Consider the following 19187-nt stretch of genomic DNA (forward strand, 5'->3'; position numbering starts at 1 on the left):
AATTAATTATAATGTTGACGACAGTAATACTAACAATTGTGGCCTTCCTGGTGGGAGGGGCATTGTCGTATGGATTCTTTAAGTACGGCTTAAAGACAAAATATGACACAATTATCAAAGAAGCCGAAACTGAAGCTGAAGTAATCAAGAAGAACAAGCTTCTGGAAGTAAAGGAAAAATTCTTGAATAAAAAAGCGGATTTGGAAAAAGAGGTTGCCCAGCGTAATCAGAAAATCCAGCAAGCTGAGAATAAGTTAAAGCAACGCGAAATGGTGCTCAACCAGAAGAACGAAGAACTTCAGCGTAAACGCAATGAAACAGAAGCGATCAAAGAAAATCTGGATGCTCAGCTGGTAATTATTGAAAAGAAGAAAGAGGAATTAGATAACCTTCAGGCACAGGAAAGAGAAAAACTGGAAACAATCTCAGGCCTGTCAGCTGAAGAAGCAAAAGAACGCTTGGTGGAATCACTGAAGGAAGAAGCGAAGACACAAGCGCAGTCTTACATCAATGACATCATGGACGATGCCAAGCTTACCGCAAACCGTGAAGCGAAACGTATCGTAATTCAGTCTATTCAGAGAGTGGCTACTGAAACTGCCATTGAAAACTCTGTCACTGTATTCCACATTGAATCGGATGAAATCAAAGGACGCATCATCGGACGTGAAGGACGTAATATCCGCGCACTGGAAGCCGCTACAGGTGTAGAGATTGTAGTGGATGACACACCGGAAGCAATCGTACTTTCAGCCTTTGACCCGGTACGCCGCGAAATTGCACGTCTGGCTTTGCATCAGCTGGTAACTGACGGTCGTATTCACCCGGCACGTATTGAAGAAGTGGTTGCAAAAGTACGCAAGCAAGTGGAAGACGAAATCATTGAAACAGGTAAACGTACTACAATCGACCTGGGTATCCACGGATTGCATCCTGAACTGATTCGTATTATCGGTAAAATGAAATACCGCTCTTCATACGGACAAAATCTTTTGCAGCATGCACGTGAGACAGCTAACTTGTGCGCAGTAATGGCTTCTGAATTAGGTCTGAACCCGAAAAAAGCAAAACGTGCCGGACTGCTACATGATATTGGTAAGGTGCCCGATGAAGAACCGGAATTGCCACACGCACTGTTGGGCATGAAATTGGCTGAAAAGTACAAAGAAAAAGCAGATATCTGCAATGCCATTGGTGCACACCACGACGAAGTAGAAATGACCAGCCTTCTGGCTCCTATCGTACAAGTATGTGACGCTATCTCTGGTGCACGTCCGGGAGCACGCCGGGAAATTGTAGAGGCTTACATCAAACGTCTGAATGACCTCGAACAATTGGCTATGTCTTATCCGGGTGTAACCAAGACTTACGCTATCCAGGCTGGTCGTGAGTTGCGTGTCATTGTCGGTGCCGACAAGATTGACGACAAACAGACAGAAAGCTTATCAACTGAAATCGCCAAGAAGATTCAGGACGAAATGACTTATCCGGGACAAGTTAAGATTACGGTTATCCGTGAAACCCGCGCAGTCAGCTTCGCAAAATAAATAATAAAAAAATCCGGAAGTTCATTCCGGATTTTTTTATGTCCTATACTTTCAAATAAGGTGTCAACACTTTCTCCGCACAGGCATATCCTTCCTCATATAATTCGGTCAGTTTCTTAATATCCTTCTCGATACGATTCACCACCACTTTCTTTTCCGGCCGAATCGCTATGATACGTCCTTCATCTTCTAATTTTTCGACCATCTCCAATTGCTCATTATACACCGCACAGCGTCGGCTAAGCACTAACCTCAGCCGAGGATAACGGCGATAAATGAACCGGGGAACCCGAATATCTTTTTCAGTCTTACGATAGCCTCTGTTACGAGTGAGAACTACTACATTCTTTTCATAGCCCTGACTCATGGCCCGCAAGACAGGTATAGAATCAACAATACCTCCATCGAGCATAGGACGCCCATCTACATACGTAATCGGACAGACATACGGAAGACTGCTTGAAGCTTTGGCAATATCCACCAATCTCCAGCCATCCCGGTTTTCTTTCTCTTCCAGATAACAAGCCCTTCCCGTCACGCAATTGGTCGTTACCATTTCAAAACGGGCAGGATTATTAAAATAGGCTTGAAAATCGTAGGGAAGAATCTTGGTGGGAAACAAGTCATAAAGCAAATGCTGATCCAGAATACTATGCTGATACCAGAGGTATTTCAAACCGATATAATGATATTCTGCCAGCATATCGATGTTGCTAAACTTTGCCCGCCCTCGCTGATGAGACATATACGACAATCCGTTACAAGCTCCTGCTGACACACCTATCACATAAGGGAACTGCATGTGGTGATCCATCATGAAATCCAAGACTCCACAAGTAAACACCCCTCGCATACCTCCTCCTTCGAGAACCAACCCTGTTTTTTGCAAATCCAGATTCATACGACCTCAGTTTTTAAAGTAATCTTGGTAATTGCAAATATATGTTTTTCCATTACACCGCAGCCATTTTTTCTATTTTATTTACTACATTTGCAACATTATTTTCACAAACATTACATCAAAAAGAAATAACTATGTTTGATTCTCTTACTTATCAAAAACGTCGGAAAGCGCTGCGGGAAAAGATGAGCAACGGTATCATTCTTATTTTAGGAAACAATGAAGCACCGGCCAACTACCCCGACAACACATACAAGTTCAGACAAGACAGTTCTTTTGTCTATTTCTTCGGACATTCACACCCGGGTTATGCCGGCATCATCGACATAGACAATGGCAAAGATTATTTCTTTGGAAATGATGTCGACATGGACGACATCATCTGGATGGGCCCGCAACCCAGTGTAAAAGAACTGGCGGCACAGGTGGGAGTTGAGAAAAGCTATCCTTTCGATATGTTGAAAGAAATAGTGGGAAAAGCCATCGCTCAGCGAAGAAAAATCCACTTCCTCCCTCCCTATCGCTACGATAATATGATGCTGCTGGAAGATTTGACAGGTATCCGGGCATCCATGACTAAACAGCACGCTTCTCTTGAACTGATTAAGGCGGTCGTATCGTTGCGTTCAGTAAAAGAAGAATGTGAAATCGCAGAAATCGACAAGGCCTGCAACGTAGGATATGAAATGCATACGGCAGCCATGCGTCTGTGCAAACCGGGAGTATCCGAGCAATACATAGCCGGAGTGCTTGACGGTATCGCTTCATCTTACGGACGAATGGTTTCATTTGCCACTATTCTTACGCAAAACGGACAGACCCTGCACAATCACGACCACAGTCACATCTTGCAAGAAGGCAGACTAATGCTGACGGATGCAGGAGCCGAACTGATGAATTATTACTGTTCAGACCATACCCGTACAATCCCTGTAGGAGGAAAATTTACTGGTCGCCAGCGTGACATCTACGGCATCGTACTTGCCTGCCATGACAAGGCACTGGAACTGGCACGACCAGGAGTGACATACAAGTCGGTACACCTGGAAGTATGTAAGGTACTTACAGAAGGGCTGAAAGGACTGGGCTTGATGAAAGGAAATACCGATGAAGCTGTAGCTGCAGGCGCTCATGCCTTATTCCTGCCGCACGGATTGGGACACATGATGGGACTGGACGTACACGATATGGAAGACTTAGGCCAGTGCTACGTGGGTTATGACGAAGAAGTGCAACCATCCACTCAGTTCGGACTGGCTTCGCTCCGTATGGGAAGAAAACTCCAGAAGGGTTTTGTCATTACCGATGAACCGGGATGCTACTTTATTCCAGCCCTGATTGATAAATGGAAGGCAGAAAAACTACACACCAATTTCTTGAATTTCGATGAAATCGAAAAATACAAGGACTTCGGAGGTATCCGTCTGGAAGATGATATCCTGATTACCGAAAACGGATCCAGATTCCTGGGCGAAAAACGTATCCCCATCACGTTTGATGAGGTAGAAGCCATCATGAATGAATAATTACGTATTTATTAACTCTATAACCATAAAGATCAAAACAATGAACAAACTGATTTTAGTAGCTGTTGCAGGACTTTGCTTTGGTAACATCTATGCAAAAAATCCGAAGAAAGACAAAGCTGAAGAAGGATTCGTATTTACAACCGTAAAAGAAAACCCTATTACTTCCATAAAGAACCAGAATCGTTCAAGTACATGCTGGTCATTCTCCAGCCTTGGATTTCTGGAATCAGAATTGCTGCGTGAAGGAAAAGGAGAGTTTGACCTTTCTGAAATGTTTGTAGTGCACAAAACCATGGAAGACCGTGCGGTAAATTATGTACGCTATCACGGAGATGCTTCGTTCTCACCGGGCGGAAGCTTTGAAGACATCGTTTTCTGCTACAAGAATTACGGTATGGTTCCTCAGGACGTAATGCCGGGTATCGAATACGGTGACTCACTGCCTAACCACAATGAGCTGGATGCGGTAGCTGGAGCATACGTACAAGCTATTGGAAAAGGCAATCAGAGCAAACTGAGTCCGGTATGGAAAAAAGGCGTCACAGCCATTTACGATACTTACCTGGGAGAATGTCCAAAAGAATTTACCTACAAAGGAAAGACTTACACTCCGAGAACATTTGCAGATGAAGTGCTTGGACTGAATATGAACGACTATGTATCACTGACTTCTTACACACATCATCCTTTCTACCAGACCTTCAGCATCGAGGTACAGGACAACTGGCGCAACGCATTGTCTTACAACTTGCCTATCGATGAACTGATGGAAGTGATGGACAATGCCATCAACAACGGATATACTTTCGCATGGGGAGCTGATGTCAGCGAAGAAGGATTTACCCGCGACGGTATTGCCGTATGTCCGAATGCAGAAAAAGGAGCCGAACTGACTGGTTCAGATATGGCACACTGGCTGGGCTTGAGCAAAGCAGACAAGCGCAAGGAACTGACCAGCAAACCGCTTCCTGAAATTGAAGTGACTCAGGAAATGCGTCAGGTAGCATTCGACAACTGGGAAACTACCGATGACCACGGAATGCTTATCTACGGTATCGCTAAAGACCAGAACGGCAAAGAATACTACATGGTGAAAAACTCATGGGGATTAAGCGGCAAGTACAAAGGTATCTGGTATGCATCTAAAGCTTTTGCCAAATACAAAACCATGAACATACTGGTGAACAAGAAAGCAATCCCTGCACACATCGCAAAAAAATTAGGATTCTAAGGTCCTATTATATAGACTAATTATAAATAAAAAGCGGCTCGTTCCATAAATTTAAGATGGAATGAGCCGCTTTTTTCTTTCTTTTTACTAATTTTACGGATTGAAGTGGATAAGAAGATTTTATCCAATTACAAGTTTTGCCGATTTGGTTACTGCAACAAAGTCGTACAGGCTTACAACCGGCAGATTGGCGAACCCCCACCCGAAAAGAAAAAAAAGAAAAAACATATATAAATGAACTACAAATGGAACTATCAACCTCCAACACTTCAAGAAAGAGAAGCTGCCAGAGCCCTCTCCAGAGAGATTGGCATCAGTCCTATTTTATGTAAGCTACTGCAGGAAAGAGGTATCCATTCTGCCGCAGAGGCCAAACGGTTTTTCCGACCTCAGCTTAATGACCTCCATGACCCGTTCCTAATGAACGACATGGACGTGGCAGTGGAACGCCTAAACCTGGCCATGGGACGAAAAGAGCGTATCCTGGTGTATGGAGATTATGACGTGGACGGCACTACGGCTGTCGCCCTTGTTTTCAAATTTCTTCAACAGTTCTACTCGAACATCGATTATTATATCCCCGACCGATATAATGAAGGGTATGGTGTGTCAAAAAAGGGAGTCGACTATGCTTACTCTACCGGAGTAAAACTGGTCATCGTACTGGACTGTGGTATCAAGGCGGTAGAAGAAATCAGTTACGCCAAAGAAAAAGGCATCGATTTCATTATCTGCGACCATCATGTACCCGATGAGGTACTTCCTCCTGCTGCCGCCATTCTGAATGCCAAGCGTCCGGATTCTACGTATCCATACGAACACCTGTCTGGTTGCGGAGTAGGATTCAAGTTTATGCAAGCTTTTGCCCAGAACAACGGCATTGAGTTTCATCAGCTTACTCCCCTGCTCGATTTGGTAGCAGTCAGCATCGCATCCGACATTGTACCTATTATGGGAGAAAACCGTATTTTGGCCTATCACGGACTGCGTCAGCTCAATGCTAATCCCAGCATCGGCCTGAAAGCCATTATTGATGTATGCGGACTGGCTGAAAAAGAAATTACGATGAGTGACATCGTATTCAAGATAGGTCCCCGCATCAATGCTTCGGGAAGAATACAAAACGGAAAGGAAGCGGTCGACTTGCTGATTGAAAAGGATTTTGCGTCTGCATTGAAAAAGAGCAACCGCATCAACAGCTACAACGAAACGCGTAAGGACCTCGACAAGAACATGACAGAAGAGGCCAATAAAATCGTGGATAACCTGTCCGACTTGTCTGAAAGAAGATCTATCGTGATTTTCAATGAGGACTGGCACAAGGGAGTCATCGGAATTGTCGCTTCGCGTCTGACGGAAATCTACTACCGTCCTGCCGTGGTCTTGACACGTACCGAGAACCTGGCTACGGGATCAGCACGTTCTGTTTCCGGCTTCGATGTATACAAAGCCATAGAACATTGCCGTGACCTACTGGAGAATTTTGGCGGGCATACCTATGCGGCCGGTTTATCCATGAAGGTGGAAAATGTGCCGGAATTTACCAGACGGTTTGAAGAATACGTAACCAACCACATTCTTCCGGAGCAGACCAACGCTACCATCCAGATTGATGCACAACTGGACTTCAGAGACATTACTCCGAAGTTTTTCTTCGACCTGAAGAAGTTCAACCCATTTGGTCCAGAGAACCACAAGCCTGTTTTCGCAACCTTGAATGTGTACGATTATGGTACCAGCAAGGTGGTAGGAAGAGACCAGGAACACATCAAACTGGAACTGGTGGACAACAAGTCGAACAACGTCATGAACGGTATCGCTTTCGGACAAAGTTCACAGGTGCGTTACATCAAGACCAAACAGTCGTTCAATATCTGTTATACCATTGAGGAAAATACCCATAAGCGGGGAGAAATCCAACTACAGATAGAAGACATCAAGCCCAGTCGAAGTTAGCGACTCATGACTGACTACCGAAAAATCCTGAAACAATACTGGGGATATGACAATTTCCGAGGCATACAGGAAGACATTATCCGCAGCATAGGCGAAGGCCGGGACACATTGGGACTCATGCCCACAGGAGGTGGTAAATCCATCACCTTTCAAGTGCCCGCCCTCGCCCAAGAAGGGTTATGCCTGGTCATTACCCCTCTGATTGCCCTGATGAAAGACCAGGTGAGAAACCTGCGCGAACGGGGCATCAAAGCAACCGCCATCTATTCCGGCATGACGCGCGAAGAGATTGTCATCGCATTGGAGAACTGCATCTTCGGCAACTACAAATTCCTTTATGTATCTCCGGAAAGACTGGACACCGAAATCTTTCAAATCAAACTCCGCAGCATGCACGTCAGCCTCATCACCGTGGATGAGTCACACTGCATCTCGCAATGGGGATACGACTTCCGCCCTGCTTACCTGAAAATAGCGGATATACGTCAGCTACTCCCGGAAGTTCCCGTCATCGCACTGACGGCCACTGCCACTCCGGAAGTGGTCAGCGACATCCAGCAACGCCTTCAGTTCCGCCAGGAAAATGTGTTCCGCATGAGCTTTGAACGGAAGAACCTGGCCTACGTGGTACGTCATACGGAAGACAAGGAAAGCGAACTGCTCCACATCCTGCAACGCGTCGACGGGTCGGGAATTGTCTATACCCGCAACCGGAAAAAGACGAAAGAGATTTCCCAGTTCCTGAACCGCAACCACATCACAGCCACTTTTTATCATGCCGGACTCAACGACGAGACCAAAGATTCCCGACAAAAAGCCTGGCTGAAAGGAGAATTCCGTGTAATGGTAGCCACCAATGCCTTTGGTATGGGAATTGACAAACCAGACGTACGCGTGGTTATCCATGCCGATGTGCCCGACTCGCCCGAAGCCTACTTTCAGGAAGCCGGACGAGCTGGAAGAGACGGCATGAAAGCCTATGCCGTACTGCTGTTCTGTGCCCGCGATAAAATCACACTCAAACAGCGGGTAAGCGATACATTTCCCGAGAAAAGTTATATCCGAAAAATTTACGAAGACATCAACTTCTATTACCAAATGGCCATGGGAGACGGAAGAGGCTGCACCTTCGCGTTCAATATCGATGAATTCTGCCGTAACTTCAGGCACTTTCCCGTACAGACCGACAGTGCCTTGAAAATCCTGACTCGCGCAGGCTATCTGGAATATACCGATGAGCAAGATAATGCTTCGCGCATCATGTTCACCATCACCAAGGAAGAACTGTACCGCATCCGCGAACAAAGCGAAGACACAGAGAAACTGCTTCGTATCCTACTGAGAACCTACACCGGGCTTTTCACGGACTATGCTTATTTCAGTGAAGACAATCTGTCGACCCGTTCGGGACTGAGCAAACAACAAATCTATGAAACCCTGCTCTCGCTGAGCCGGCAGCATATCCTGCATTATATCCCCGCAAAAAAGACACCTTACATTATCTATACGCGCGAAAGACAAGAAACGGAACGCGTTTATTTAAGTAAGGAAGTCTACGAAGACAGAAAAGAAAGCTATGTGCAGCGTATCAACGCCATGATAGAATATGCAGAAAGCGAGAACCGCTGCCGAAGCCGGATGCTGTTACGCTATTTCGGTGAAAAGAACGAGCACAATTGCGGGCAATGTGACGTATGCCTGCAGCAACATCAGTCCGGCCTAAAGTCGGGAGAGTTTGAAGCCATCAGTCAGCAATTGCAAGCATTACTGAAAGAAAATCCGCTTTCGTTGCAAGAGATAAAGGACAAAATGCAAGTAACTGAAAACCACCTGATTAAAGTGGTATCCTACTTAGTTTCCGAGGAAATCATCCGGCAAGAGAACGGTTACCTGAAATTCTAACACACTCATTATAAACCTATTGTTACTTTTCAGTACTTCTTAGGCAGTACTGAAGTACTTCCCCGAAAGTATTCGAGTACTTCCTTGAAAGTACTGGAGTACTCCTTCGGAAGTACTGAGAATTTCCCCCTCCGCTTTCAAATGAAAGCACAGGTTTCTCCCTACAAAATAGTCAAATATTTTACTACTTCAAAAAAAAGGAGCTATATTTGTAGCCGGATAACTAAAAAATCACCTCATAAAATGAAAGAAGGAAACGAGTTCCGGGAACTCATGATACAAATTTTCCGCACTCGCATGGCCTTTCGACGCGCCATGCAACGCACCCTAAAAGATAATAATGCTGGCATCACCTTCGAAATGCTTCAAGTTTTAAGCAGTCTCTGGCATGAACAGGGCATTACCCAACAGGCACTGGCTGAACGTACAGCCAAGGACAAAGCCTGCCTGACCAATCTGATGAACAACCTGGAAAAGAAGGGATATGTCTACCGGAAAGAGGATACGAACGACCGACGCAACAAACTGGTGTACCTCACTCCTGAAGGGGAAGCACTTAAAGTCCAGATTCGCCCGATTCTTAATCTGGTATACGCCAATGCAGAAGAAATATTGTCTACCGAACGAACGGCAAAGATATTATCTGAATTAAAAACAGTACAAAATGTCCTTGAAGGTTTCTAACATCATACGAAAACTGATTTTTACAGGTAGTCTGTTTTGGGCTGTTTCCGCACAGGCACAGCAGGACTCTTTATTCTTGTCGGTCGAACAACTGTTCGAATCGGGCATCAAAAGCAGCCTGCAATTGCAGAGTGACAGCCTGAAAGAAAGAATGGCTTATGAACGGAAATTGTATGCCAAAACCGGCCTGCTTCCTGATTTGGAAATAGGGCTGAAAGGAGGCATCATCGGTCAGCCCGTGGTCTTTCAGAACGGGCTTTCCAACCCCACCTACCCTGATACTCCGGACTGGTCGCAGAATTATACGGTCGACTTTAACCAGCCGCTTTATCAGGGAGGAAAAATCCGCCGTTCCATCCAGAAGGCAGACATTGAAACCGAAATAGCCAGACTGCAACGGATGACGAATCAGGCCGACATCAAATTGGGATTACTCAACCAGTACCTGACGCTTTTCACCTTATTCAAACAGCATCTTGTACTTACCCGTAACATCGAAGAATCCGAACGTCGCCTGCAAGATATACGTCAAATGAAGAAAGAGGGACTTATCACCAACAATGACGTATTGCGCAGCGAAATGCAACTGACCAATGACCGGCTGTCTTTGCAGGAAACGGAAAACAGCATTCACATCGTGTCGCAACAACTAAACCTGTTGTTAGGAAACGACCGTAACCCGATTATTACGCCCGACACGACACTGCTTCAGCAAGCTACTCCGCTGGACAGCTACGACGACTACCTCCTGTCAGCCTACGAGCTGGCACCAGACATGCAACTGCTACGCAAGGAAACCGAACTGGCCCAGAACCAGATAGAGATAGACCGTGCCTCACGCAGGCCGAACATCAACCTGTATGCGTCGAACACCCTGGCCCGCCCCATTACGCGTACCATGACCGACTTATACAACAATAACTGGAACATCGGACTTTCCGTGTCGTATCCGCTCTCTTCCTTATTCAAGAACGGACACAAAATCAAGGAAAGCCAGCTTCAGGTTGCCGTACAGAAAAAAGAAGAAGAACTGAAAAAACAACAGCTGCAGATGGATATTTACAACGCCATCCTGCGCCACAAGGAAGCCTTGCAGGAAGAAGAAGCCTGGGAATTGTCGGTCTGCCAGGCACAGGAAAACTACCGCATCATGCAAAACCGTTACATGAACCAGCTGGCCATACTCACCGACCTGCTGGATGCCAACTCCGTGTTGCTCAATGCCGAGCTACAGTTGACTTCTTCGCGCACCAGAATCATTTACACCTACTACCAGCTGCAAAAAGCTTGCGGAAGATTATAACTTCACTAAACTATAAAGAATATGACGCTACAAGATACACACAAGAAACTCCGGAAAAGAAGACTGCAGAACATCCTGCTCAACTTTCTATGTATTCTGATTGCCGGCTCCGGACTGATATGGGTGGCCAATTACTTTTGGAAATACATTCATTATGAAATTACGAACGACGCCTTTATTGACCAGTACGTAAGTCCGCTGAACATCCGTGCCTCCGGCTACATCAAGGAAGTACGCTTCAAAGAACATCAGTATGTACACCAGGGAGATACACTGCTGATACTGGACAACCGTGAGTATCAGATAAAGGTGAAAGAGGCGGAAGCTGCCCTGCTGGATGTAAAAGGTTCCAAAGAGGTACTTCATTCCGGCATAGAGACTTCACAAACCAACATCGCCGTGCAAGATGCCAATATTGCCGAAGCGAAAGCCAAATTGTGGCAGCTGGAGCAGGACTACCGCCGTTTTGCCAGACTGCTCAAAGAGGAATCTGTGCCCGAACAGCAGTATGAGCAGGCCAAAGCGTCTTACGAAGCAGCCCAGGCCCGCTATCAGGCATTGTTAGAACAGCGAAAAGCGGCTCAATCGCAGTTCACGGAAACTACCCGACGAACCACCAGCGCAGAAGCAGCCATCTTGAGCAAGGAAGCCAGCCTGGATTTGACCCGTCTTAATTTGTCATATACCGTACTGACAGCTCCGTATGACGGTTATATGGGACGCCGAACCCTGGAACCCGGTCAATATGTACAGGCAGGACAAACCATCTCGTATCTAGTTCGGAATACGGATAAATGGGTGACAGCCAATTACAAGGAAACACAGATTATCCACATTTACATCGGACAAGAAGTACGCATCAAGGTAGACGCCCTCCCTGGAAAAGTCTTTCACGGCACTGTAACGGCCATTTCGGAAGCCACCGGCTCCAAATATTCGCTGGTTCCTACCGACAATTCTGCCGGAAACTTTGTCAAAGTACAGCAACGTATCCCCGTAAGAATTGACCTGAAAGACATAACTCCGGAAGAAATGAGCAGTCTGAGAGCCGGAATGATGGTAGAAACTGAAGCCTTACGCAAATGATGACCATGAAACAACTCGACGTCCCCGTACGTCAATGGGTTCCCGACTGGTTGGGGATGATATGTATCTTCTTCATCATCCTTCCCGTAACCATGCTGAACGGCTCCTACACCGGCAGTATGCTCGAAGTATCCAGTACACTGGGAACCAATACAGAAGACATCACCATGGGATACTATGCCGCTTCTGCCGGGATGGCCATAGCCTACCCCATTGTACCCAAGGTACTTGATGCCCTTTCGTCCAAGTTTCTGCTACTGACCGACCTGAGCATACAGTTCCTGCTCAGCTGGGTATGTGCCCGTTCGCAAAACATTGACCTGGTCATCATCTGCAGTTTCTTTATCGGCTTTCTGAAAGGATTTCTCATGCTTTGGTTCATCCGAAGAGCGACTAAGATTTTCAGCCCGAAAAATGTACGAAGTGAGTTCTACTCCTATTTCTACCCGTTAGTATTTGCCGGAGGACAAGTGTCCATGATTGTGACCGCTGAGCTGGCCTATCACTACAACTGGCAATACATGTATTACTTCATGATGATGATGCTCATGGCATCCATCCTGATTGTCATCGTCTGTTTCCGTCATAACCGTCCGCTTAAACCCATCCGACTTTCGGAACTGCACATTCGGGAAATGCTTGTCATTGCCACCGGATTGCTGATGCTGATGTACGTCATCAACTATGGGAAAGTACTCGACTGGACGTCTTCCTTTAAGATCCGGATCTATCTGGTCATCGCTCCCATCTTAATTGCGTTCTTCATCTGGAAACAATATCACTCCAAGCAGCCGTATGTAAGCCTAGCTCCATTGTACCAGCCAAAAGCCATCGTAGGTTACTTCTACATGATGCTGGTCATGTTTTTCAGTACCTCCACCACCCTGCTGACCAATTATATGACCAGCATTCTGAAGGTGGACAGTACACACACGTACCAGCTTTACATCTATCTGTTGCCGGGATATGCATTGGGAGCATTCATCTGCTTCTGGTGGTTCCGCTGGCAGCGCTGGCGTTTCCGCTTTCTGATAGCCGGAGGCATGAGTTGCTTTGCAGCCTTTTTCGGAATATTGTATTTCACGGTTTCTCCTGAAAGCACATACGAGATGCTTTTTCTTCCTGTATTCTTAAGAGGATTAGGCATGCTGGTACTCATCATAGCCTTTGCCCTGTTCGCCGTAGAGGAGCTGAATCCTAAATTCCTGCTGGCCAATGCCTTTTTCCTGATTTGCTTCCGTTCAGTACTAGCCCCCATTCTGGCGACCTCTTTTTACAGCAATACCCTCTATCGGCTGGAACAAAAATACATGTACTCCCTATCCGAAACAATCAGTCAGACCGACCCGTTGGCTGCCAGCCAGTTCAATCAGTCCCTCACACAGCATCTGGCACAAGGGCACGAATATACAGAAGCTACACAAATGGCTACCCAGACACTCTATGCCACTCTACAGCAGCAAAGCCTTCTGCTTTCGCTCAAGCACATATTAGGCTATCTGTTTGTCATCTCACTGGTCATAGCCATTGTTTCACGTTTCATACCGTTCCATAAGACAATTCGCGTGAAATACACCAAAGCAGGAGACGATATGGTATAAAAACAAGGAGACTGTCCGATTCAGCATCACGACAGTCTCCTTATTTATAAACATTTCTCAGAATTCAATAATCAATGATTTACGAGGAGAAATTACCAAATTCTTTGTCAAGTCAATCTTTTTCCCGCTCGAAACATCTCTACCTTCTTTAGAATCCTTAGTTAAGACAGTATAGCACTCACTATCCAGAATTTGTTCTGAACCAGTGCTATTCAGCACAATCATTTCAGTTTTTCCTTCGTATACATGAGAATACATATATATCCCTCTGTGAGGAATATGATACTTCACTGTTTTGTTTTCTGCCATTTATGTTTAGTTTAATTTTGCGAGCGCAAATATATGTATTTAAAACATATTTCTAAAACATAGCAATGAAGTTTTTCGTTTATTTATGCAATTTTCATGACATAAATCAATTCTCAATATACTTCTACCTTGGCAGCCAGTGACTTACACTTATCACGCAGTGCATCCAAATCACCGTCATTCTTGTCATAGCAAACCACCACTCCCATACGACGATTCAAGCGGGTAGCAGGTTTTCCGAAAATACGGAGATAAGTATTAGGCTGAGAGCAAACAAGTTCCTCTCCTCTATACTGCGGTGCCTTTTGGCTGGAAACAGGAGAAAGAATTACGGCACTAGCTCCGATATGTTCCTGTGTAATACCTGGAATCGGGAGTCCCAACACTGCATATAAATGCAGCTCAAACTCGTTCAAGTTTTGTGTATTGGCCAGTGTAACCATTCCTGTATCGTGTGGACGAGGAGACAACTCAGAGAAATAAACTCCGTTTTCGTGGCTCAGGAAGAATTCTACTCCCCACAAGCCATAGCCCGTCAAAGCACGAGTCACCTTCTCTGCCATTTGCTGAGCCTCAGCCAGATGTTCCGGTGCGATATGAGCCGGCTGGAAACTTTCACGGTAGTCACCACCTTTCTGAACGTGTCCGATAGGAGGACAGAACAAGGTAGGACCATTCTTCTGTGTCACGGTCAGCAGGGTAATCTCACTGTCAAAGTGAATGAACTCTTCTACAATGAGTTCCTTAATATCCCCACGGCTTCCGCTGCATCCGTATTCCCAAGAATACTTTAAGTCTTCCTCACTCTTGGCAACAGACTGTCCCTTACCTGAAGAAGACATCAACGGCTTGATGACACAAGGATAGCCAATCTTTCCGGCAGCTTCCTTCAGTTCTTCATAAGAAGAAGCGTAAAAATACTTTGCCGTCTTCAGTCCCAGTTCCTTCGCTGCCAAATCACGGATAGCCTTACGGTTCATCGTAAAATTCACCGCACGGGCACTTGGTACAACCTGTATACCTTCTTTTTCCAGGTGATAAAGCCGTTCAGTACGAATTGCTTCTATTTCAGGAACAATTATATCCGGACGATACTTTTCTACCACACGGTCCAAAGCTTCTCCATCCAACATACTGAATACCTCGCATGCATCTGCCACCTGCATAGCCGGTGCACCAGCATAAGAGTCACACGCAATTACATACTGTCCCAAACGCTGGGCAGCAATGGTAAATTCCTTTCCGAGTTCCCCGGAACCCAACAAAAGTATTTTTTTAGTCATATTATTATAAGGTTTATGCTTCTTTCTGCAAAGATAATATTTTTCCTCGGACCTTATACTACAGCCGGCAGATTTATCAAGCTTCAGCTTCTGTTTCGGCCAGCTTCTTCAATGACAATACTTCTGCTCCGTCTGCTCCCAAAAGGCTTACGGTTCCGTCTGCCTTGATTTCAAAGCTACGTACTTCATCCAAAGCTTTCAAGATAGAAGACTCCACATCCATGTTCGGGCATGCCATCATGGTAGAAATCATCTGACTGAAACGGAGAGAAGCAGCCTGTCCTTCTTCCTGTGTGAAAGAACCGTTTATCGTATTGCAACTGGCATTACCGTGTACTCTTTTTTCAGCTACATTAAAAACCAATTGCGGCTGTTTTTCCACTTCCCTCACAGGATTACCTTTTACAGAAACAATTTCCCAGGCACCATTCAGGTCGTTTACAGATACTTCTGCCACTTCACGCTTCTGCAACAATATTACCGGTTTACCTTCCGCATCGTTCAGTGCTACATCTTCACCTACTGTTTCATATCCAGCCACTTTATTCAATGCTTCCAGCACATTCTGCTCCAACGTCATATCCGGACACATCATCCGGGTAGCAGCCACCTGACCAAATTTCACTTTTCCGGCATTCAGGGTATCCAACTCAAAGCTTCCCATCAGGCGATTGCATCCAGCATTACCATATAAACGGTGTCCGTCCTTGTCAAAGCCCAAGAATGGTGCATTTTCCGCACTCACCTTTTCTCCGTTCACTTCTACAATATTCCATTCCCCTGTAAAGTCTACTACTGCTACCGAATTCTTTCCGGTTCCACAACTCATCAGTGCGCAAGCCAAAGCTGCAGCTGCAAAATACTTCTTATTCATAACTTGTTTTTCCTTTTTAATCTTAATCACAAATTCACAAACAATCCATTTTTAAGAATTGTTCATTTACAAAAATACGTATATCCCCAGAATACTGCACCATATTTTGAATTATTTTCTATCTTTGCATACTGAACGGTAACGTTTACCGGGCATTTAAAGTTTCAAAGTAATAAATGAGTAAAGTATTGATTATCGGTGCAGGCGGTGTAGGTACCGTTGTTGCACACAAAGTGGCTCAGCATCCGGAAGTCTTTTCTGAAATCATGATTGCCAGCCGCACACAGTCAAAATGCGACGCAATTGTCAAAGCAATTGGTAACCCCAACATCAAGACCGCTAAGGTAGATGCCGACAATGTGGATGAACTTGTGTCTTTATTCAACAGTTTTAAACCCGAAATCGTTATTAACGTAGCACTTCCCTACCAGGATTTAACGATTATGGAAGCGTGTCTTCAGGCGGGAGTGAACTACCTGGATACAGCAAACTACGAGCCTAAAGACGAGGCACACTTTGAATACAGCTGGCAGTGGGCATACAAAAAACGCTTTGAAGATGCCGGACTGACTGCCATTCTGGGCTGCGGATTCGACCCGGGAGTAAGTGGAGTATACACCGCATACGCAGCAAAACATCATTTCGATGAAATCCACTACCTGGACATCGTAGACTGCAATGCCGGAAATCACCACAAGGCTTTCGCTACCAACTTCAATCCGGAAATCAACATCCGCGAAATCACACAGAACGGACGTTATTACGAAAACGGACAATGGGTTACTACCCAGCCGCTGGAATTCCACAAAGACCTGACTTATCCTAACATCGGTCCGCGTGATTCTTATCTTCTGTATCACGAAGAACTGGAATCACTTGTCAAGAATTTCCCGACCATCAAGCGTGCCCGTTTCTGGATGACTTTCGGACAGGAATACCTGACTCACTTGCGTGTAATCCAGAACATCGGTATGGCCAGCATCGAACCTATCAACTACAACGGTATGGAAATCGTTCCTTTGCAGTTCCTGAAAGCCGTGCTGCCTAACCCGCAAGACCTTGGCGAAAACTACGAAGGCGAAACTTCAATCGGTTGCCGTATCCGTGGTATCAAAGACGGAAAAGAACATACTTATTATGTATACAACAACTGCTCTCACCAGGCAGCTTATCAGGAAACAGGCATGCAGGGCGTAAGCTACACCACCGGTGTACCGGCCATGATTGGTGCCATGATGTTCCTGAAAGGCTTGTGGAAGCGTCCGGGTGTATGGAATGTAGAAGAATTCGATCCGGATCCATTCATGGAAGCTTTGAACAAATACGGATTGCCTTGGCATGAAGTATTCGACGGTGACCTGGAACTGTAATCACATTACCTTAACCATAAAAAGAATCAAGAATGAAGAAGGAGTACTCATTCTTCGTTCCTGATTCTTTTTTTCTAAAAATTTCCCTTACGATATGAATATTGGAGACAAAGCTCCCGAAATACTGGGAATCAACGAAAAAGGTGAAGAAATCCGCCTGAGCAATTATGCAGGCAAAAAAATCGTACTCTATTTTTACCCTAAAGACATGACTTCCGGCTGTACGGCACAGGCTTGCAACCTTCGCGACAACTATGCCGAACTCAAGCAAGCGGGTTACGAAGTAATCGGCGTCAGCATCAACGACGAGAAGTCACACCAGAAATTCATCGAAAAGAACCAGCTTCCGTTCACACTGATTGCCGATACGGAACACAAGCTGGTAGAGACTTTCGGTGTATGGGGAGAAAAAAGCATGTACGGACGCAAATACATGGGTACCTTCCGTACCACTTTCATCATTAACGAAGAAGGCATTATCGAACGGATTATTTCTCCTAAAGAAGTAAAGACCAAAGATCATGCCTCACAAATCTTACAGTAATTTATGGCAAAAAAAGACGAATTAGAGTTTGAAGGTGGCATTGAAAATGCCCCGAAACCCAATAACAGCGAAAAGCTGAAAGCCCTGCAGGCCGCCATGGACAAGATTGAAAAGAGCTTTGGAAAAGGCTCTATCATGAAAATGGGCGACGACCACGTGCAGGAAGTAGAAGTCATCCCGACCGGTTCTATCGCCTTGAACGCCGCACTCGGTGTAGGCGGTTATCCGAAAGGACGTATCATCGAAATCTACGGTCCGGAATCATCTGGTAAGACCACACTGGCCATTCATGCCATTGCTGAAGCACAGAGAGCAGGCGGTATCGCTGCTTTCATCGATGCTGAGCATGCATTCGACCGTTTCTATGCTGCCAAGTTAGGAGTGGACATCGACAACTTGTGGATTTCACAGCCCGACAACGGTGAACAGGCGCTGGAAATCGCCGAACAGCTGATCCGTTCATCGGCCATCGACATCATTGTCATCGACTCTGTAGCTGCCCTTACCCCGAAAGCTGAAATCGAAGGCGACATGGGCGACAACAAGGTAGGCTTGCAAGCCCGCCTGATGTCACAGGCACTGCGTAAGCTGACTTCTGCCATCAGCAAGACCAACACCACTTGTATCTTCATCAACCAGTTGCGTGAGAAGATCGGTGTGATGTTCGGTAACCCCGAAACTACCACTGGTGGTAACGCCCTGAAGTTCTATGCTTCTGTCCGTCTGGACATCCGTCGCGCTACTCAGCTGAAAGACGGCGAAGAAGTCATCGGTAACCAGGTACGTGTCAAAGTTGTAAAGAACAAGGTAGCTCCTCCTTTCCGCAAAGCCGAATTCGACATCATGTTCGGTGAAGGTATCTCTCGCAGCGGTGAAATTATCGACTTGGGAGCTGAATTAGGCATCATCAAGAAGAGTGGTTCATGGTACAGCTACAACGACACCAAATTAGGTCAAGGACGTGATGCGGCCAAACAGTGCATCCAGGATAATCCGGAACTGGCCGACGAACTGGAAAAACTGATTTTTGACGCATTGAAAGACAAGGAATAAACTTATTCTTTATC

General features: G+C 45.7%; 16 protein-coding genes. 12 read left to right on the forward strand and 4 right to left on the reverse strand.

What is annotated here, in order from left to right; all coding sequences use genetic code 11:
- Positions 1–11 precede the first annotated feature (11 nt).
- A complete protein-coding gene (rny, locus tag DXD04_RS04450) occupies positions 12–1547 on the forward strand; it encodes a ribonuclease Y (protein ID WP_007562727.1) in 1536 nt (511 codons plus the stop codon).
- Positions 1548–1590: 43 nt separating this feature from the next.
- Here rny and DXD04_RS04455 read toward each other — a convergent pair whose 3' ends face one another.
- Positions 1591–2448: a patatin-like phospholipase family protein gene (locus DXD04_RS04455; RefSeq protein WP_022053190.1), complete on the reverse strand. Its 858-nt coding sequence runs from the start codon at positions 2446–2448 to the stop codon at positions 1591–1593.
- A gap of 134 nt (positions 2449–2582) precedes the next feature.
- On the opposite strand from DXD04_RS04455, the gene DXD04_RS04460 reads away from it, so the two are divergent.
- The 8 genes from DXD04_RS04460 to DXD04_RS04495 all read left to right on the forward strand — a co-directional run bounded on the left by DXD04_RS04460 (position 2583) and on the right by DXD04_RS04495 (position 13740).
- Positions 2583–3974 carry an aminopeptidase P family protein gene (locus tag DXD04_RS04460; protein WP_117671239.1) on the forward strand — a complete coding sequence of 464 codons (1392 nt, stop codon included), beginning with the start codon at positions 2583–2585 and terminating at the stop codon, positions 3972–3974.
- Between the two features lie 40 nt (positions 3975–4014).
- On the forward strand, positions 4015–5208 hold the full coding sequence (locus DXD04_RS04465; protein ID WP_022053188.1) for a C1 family peptidase: 1194 nt from the start codon (positions 4015–4017) through the stop codon (positions 5206–5208).
- Between the two features lie 234 nt (positions 5209–5442).
- On the forward strand, positions 5443–7164 hold the full coding sequence (gene recJ, locus DXD04_RS04470; RefSeq protein WP_007562737.1) for a single-stranded-DNA-specific exonuclease RecJ: 1722 nt from the start codon (positions 5443–5445) through the stop codon (positions 7162–7164).
- A 6-nt stretch (positions 7165–7170) separates the two neighbouring features.
- Positions 7171–9066, forward strand: coding sequence for a RecQ family ATP-dependent DNA helicase (locus DXD04_RS04475; RefSeq protein ID WP_117671241.1), 1896 nt, complete (start codon positions 7171–7173; stop codon positions 9064–9066).
- A gap of 243 nt (positions 9067–9309) precedes the next feature.
- Positions 9310–9750, forward strand: a complete 441-nt coding sequence (locus DXD04_RS04480; protein ID WP_007562743.1) for a MarR family winged helix-turn-helix transcriptional regulator — start codon at positions 9310–9312, stop codon at positions 9748–9750.
- The gene (locus DXD04_RS04485) at positions 9731–11053 is read left to right on the forward strand and encodes a TolC family protein (protein WP_117671243.1); all 1323 of its coding nucleotides are present in this window, start codon (positions 9731–9733) and stop codon (positions 11051–11053) included. The genes DXD04_RS04480 and DXD04_RS04485 overlap by 20 nt, the downstream gene beginning before the upstream one ends.
- Before the next feature lie 21 nt (positions 11054–11074).
- Positions 11075–12139, forward strand: coding sequence for an HlyD family secretion protein (locus DXD04_RS04490; protein ID WP_117671245.1), 1065 nt, complete (start codon positions 11075–11077; stop codon positions 12137–12139).
- Positions 12136–13740, forward strand: coding sequence for an MFS transporter (locus tag DXD04_RS04495; RefSeq protein WP_178269993.1), 1605 nt, complete (start codon positions 12136–12138; stop codon positions 13738–13740). The genes DXD04_RS04490 and DXD04_RS04495 overlap by 4 nt, the downstream gene beginning before the upstream one ends.
- A 57-nt stretch (positions 13741–13797) precedes the next feature.
- Here the strand turns inward: DXD04_RS04495 and DXD04_RS04500 are convergent, their stop codons facing one another.
- The 3 genes from DXD04_RS04500 to DXD04_RS04510 form a co-directional block, all read right to left on the reverse strand.
- Complete coding sequence (locus tag DXD04_RS04500) at positions 13798–14049, reverse strand: cyclomaltodextrinase C-terminal domain-containing protein (protein ID WP_117671247.1); 252 nt, start codon at positions 14047–14049, stop codon at positions 13798–13800.
- A 113-nt stretch (positions 14050–14162) separates the two neighbouring features.
- Complete coding sequence (gene purT / locus DXD04_RS04505; RefSeq protein ID WP_259299516.1) at positions 14163–15389, reverse strand: formate-dependent phosphoribosylglycinamide formyltransferase; 1227 nt, start codon at positions 15387–15389, stop codon at positions 14163–14165.
- A gap of 19 nt (positions 15390–15408) precedes the next feature.
- Positions 15409–16206: an META domain-containing protein gene (locus DXD04_RS04510; protein WP_178269992.1), complete on the reverse strand. Its 798-nt coding sequence runs from the start codon at positions 16204–16206 to the stop codon at positions 15409–15411.
- Positions 16207–16382: 176 nt separating this feature from the next.
- Between DXD04_RS04510 and DXD04_RS04515 the strand changes: the two genes are divergently transcribed.
- The 3 genes from DXD04_RS04515 (at position 16383) to recA (ending at position 19173) form a co-directional block, all read left to right on the forward strand.
- The gene (locus DXD04_RS04515) at positions 16383–17576 is read left to right on the forward strand and encodes a saccharopine dehydrogenase family protein (RefSeq protein WP_007562759.1); all 1194 of its coding nucleotides are present in this window, start codon (positions 16383–16385) and stop codon (positions 17574–17576) included.
- Between the two features lie 94 nt (positions 17577–17670).
- Complete coding sequence (gene bcp, locus DXD04_RS04520; protein WP_007562761.1) at positions 17671–18120, forward strand: thioredoxin-dependent thiol peroxidase; 450 nt, start codon at positions 17671–17673, stop codon at positions 18118–18120.
- 3 nt (positions 18121–18123) lie between these two features.
- The gene (gene recA, locus DXD04_RS04525; protein ID WP_007562763.1) at positions 18124–19173 is read left to right on the forward strand and encodes a recombinase RecA; all 1050 of its coding nucleotides are present in this window, start codon (positions 18124–18126) and stop codon (positions 19171–19173) included.
- Positions 19174–19187 lie beyond the last annotated feature (14 nt).

This window comes from Phocaeicola plebeius (assembly GCF_003437535.1).
In the GTDB taxonomy this organism is placed as follows: Bacteria; Bacteroidota; Bacteroidia; order Bacteroidales; family Bacteroidaceae; genus Phocaeicola; species Phocaeicola plebeius_A.

Coding starts and splice junctions, on each gene's coding strand:
- DXD04_RS04490 (WP_117671245.1), top strand. CDS start 11,075: ATGACGCTACAAGATACACACAAGAAACTCCGGAAAAGAAGACTGCAG.
- DXD04_RS04480 (WP_007562743.1), top strand. CDS start 9,310: ATGAAAGAAGGAAACGAGTTCCGGGAACTCATGATACAAATTTTCCGC.
- DXD04_RS04455 (WP_022053190.1), bottom strand. CDS start 2,448: ATGAATCTGGATTTGCAAAAAACAGGGTTGGTTCTCGAAGGAGGAGGT.
- DXD04_RS04485 (WP_117671243.1), top strand. CDS start 9,731: ATGTCCTTGAAGGTTTCTAACATCATACGAAAACTGATTTTTACAGGT.
- DXD04_RS04515 (WP_007562759.1), top strand. CDS start 16,383: ATGAGTAAAGTATTGATTATCGGTGCAGGCGGTGTAGGTACCGTTGTT.
- DXD04_RS04465 (WP_022053188.1), top strand. CDS start 4,015: ATGAACAAACTGATTTTAGTAGCTGTTGCAGGACTTTGCTTTGGTAAC.
- bcp (WP_007562761.1), top strand. CDS start 17,671: ATGAATATTGGAGACAAAGCTCCCGAAATACTGGGAATCAACGAAAAA.
- DXD04_RS04510 (WP_178269992.1), bottom strand. CDS start 16,206: ATGAATAAGAAGTATTTTGCAGCTGCAGCTTTGGCTTGCGCACTGATG.
- rny (WP_007562727.1), top strand. CDS start 12: ATGTTGACGACAGTAATACTAACAATTGTGGCCTTCCTGGTGGGAGGG.
- recJ (WP_007562737.1), top strand. CDS start 5,443: ATGAACTACAAATGGAACTATCAACCTCCAACACTTCAAGAAAGAGAA.
- recA (WP_007562763.1), top strand. CDS start 18,124: ATGGCAAAAAAAGACGAATTAGAGTTTGAAGGTGGCATTGAAAATGCC.
- DXD04_RS04460 (WP_117671239.1), top strand. CDS start 2,583: ATGTTTGATTCTCTTACTTATCAAAAACGTCGGAAAGCGCTGCGGGAA.
- DXD04_RS04500 (WP_117671247.1), bottom strand. CDS start 14,049: ATGGCAGAAAACAAAACAGTGAAGTATCATATTCCTCACAGAGGGATA.
- DXD04_RS04495 (WP_178269993.1), top strand. CDS start 12,136: ATGATGACCATGAAACAACTCGACGTCCCCGTACGTCAATGGGTTCCC.
- DXD04_RS04475 (WP_117671241.1), top strand. CDS start 7,171: ATGACTGACTACCGAAAAATCCTGAAACAATACTGGGGATATGACAAT.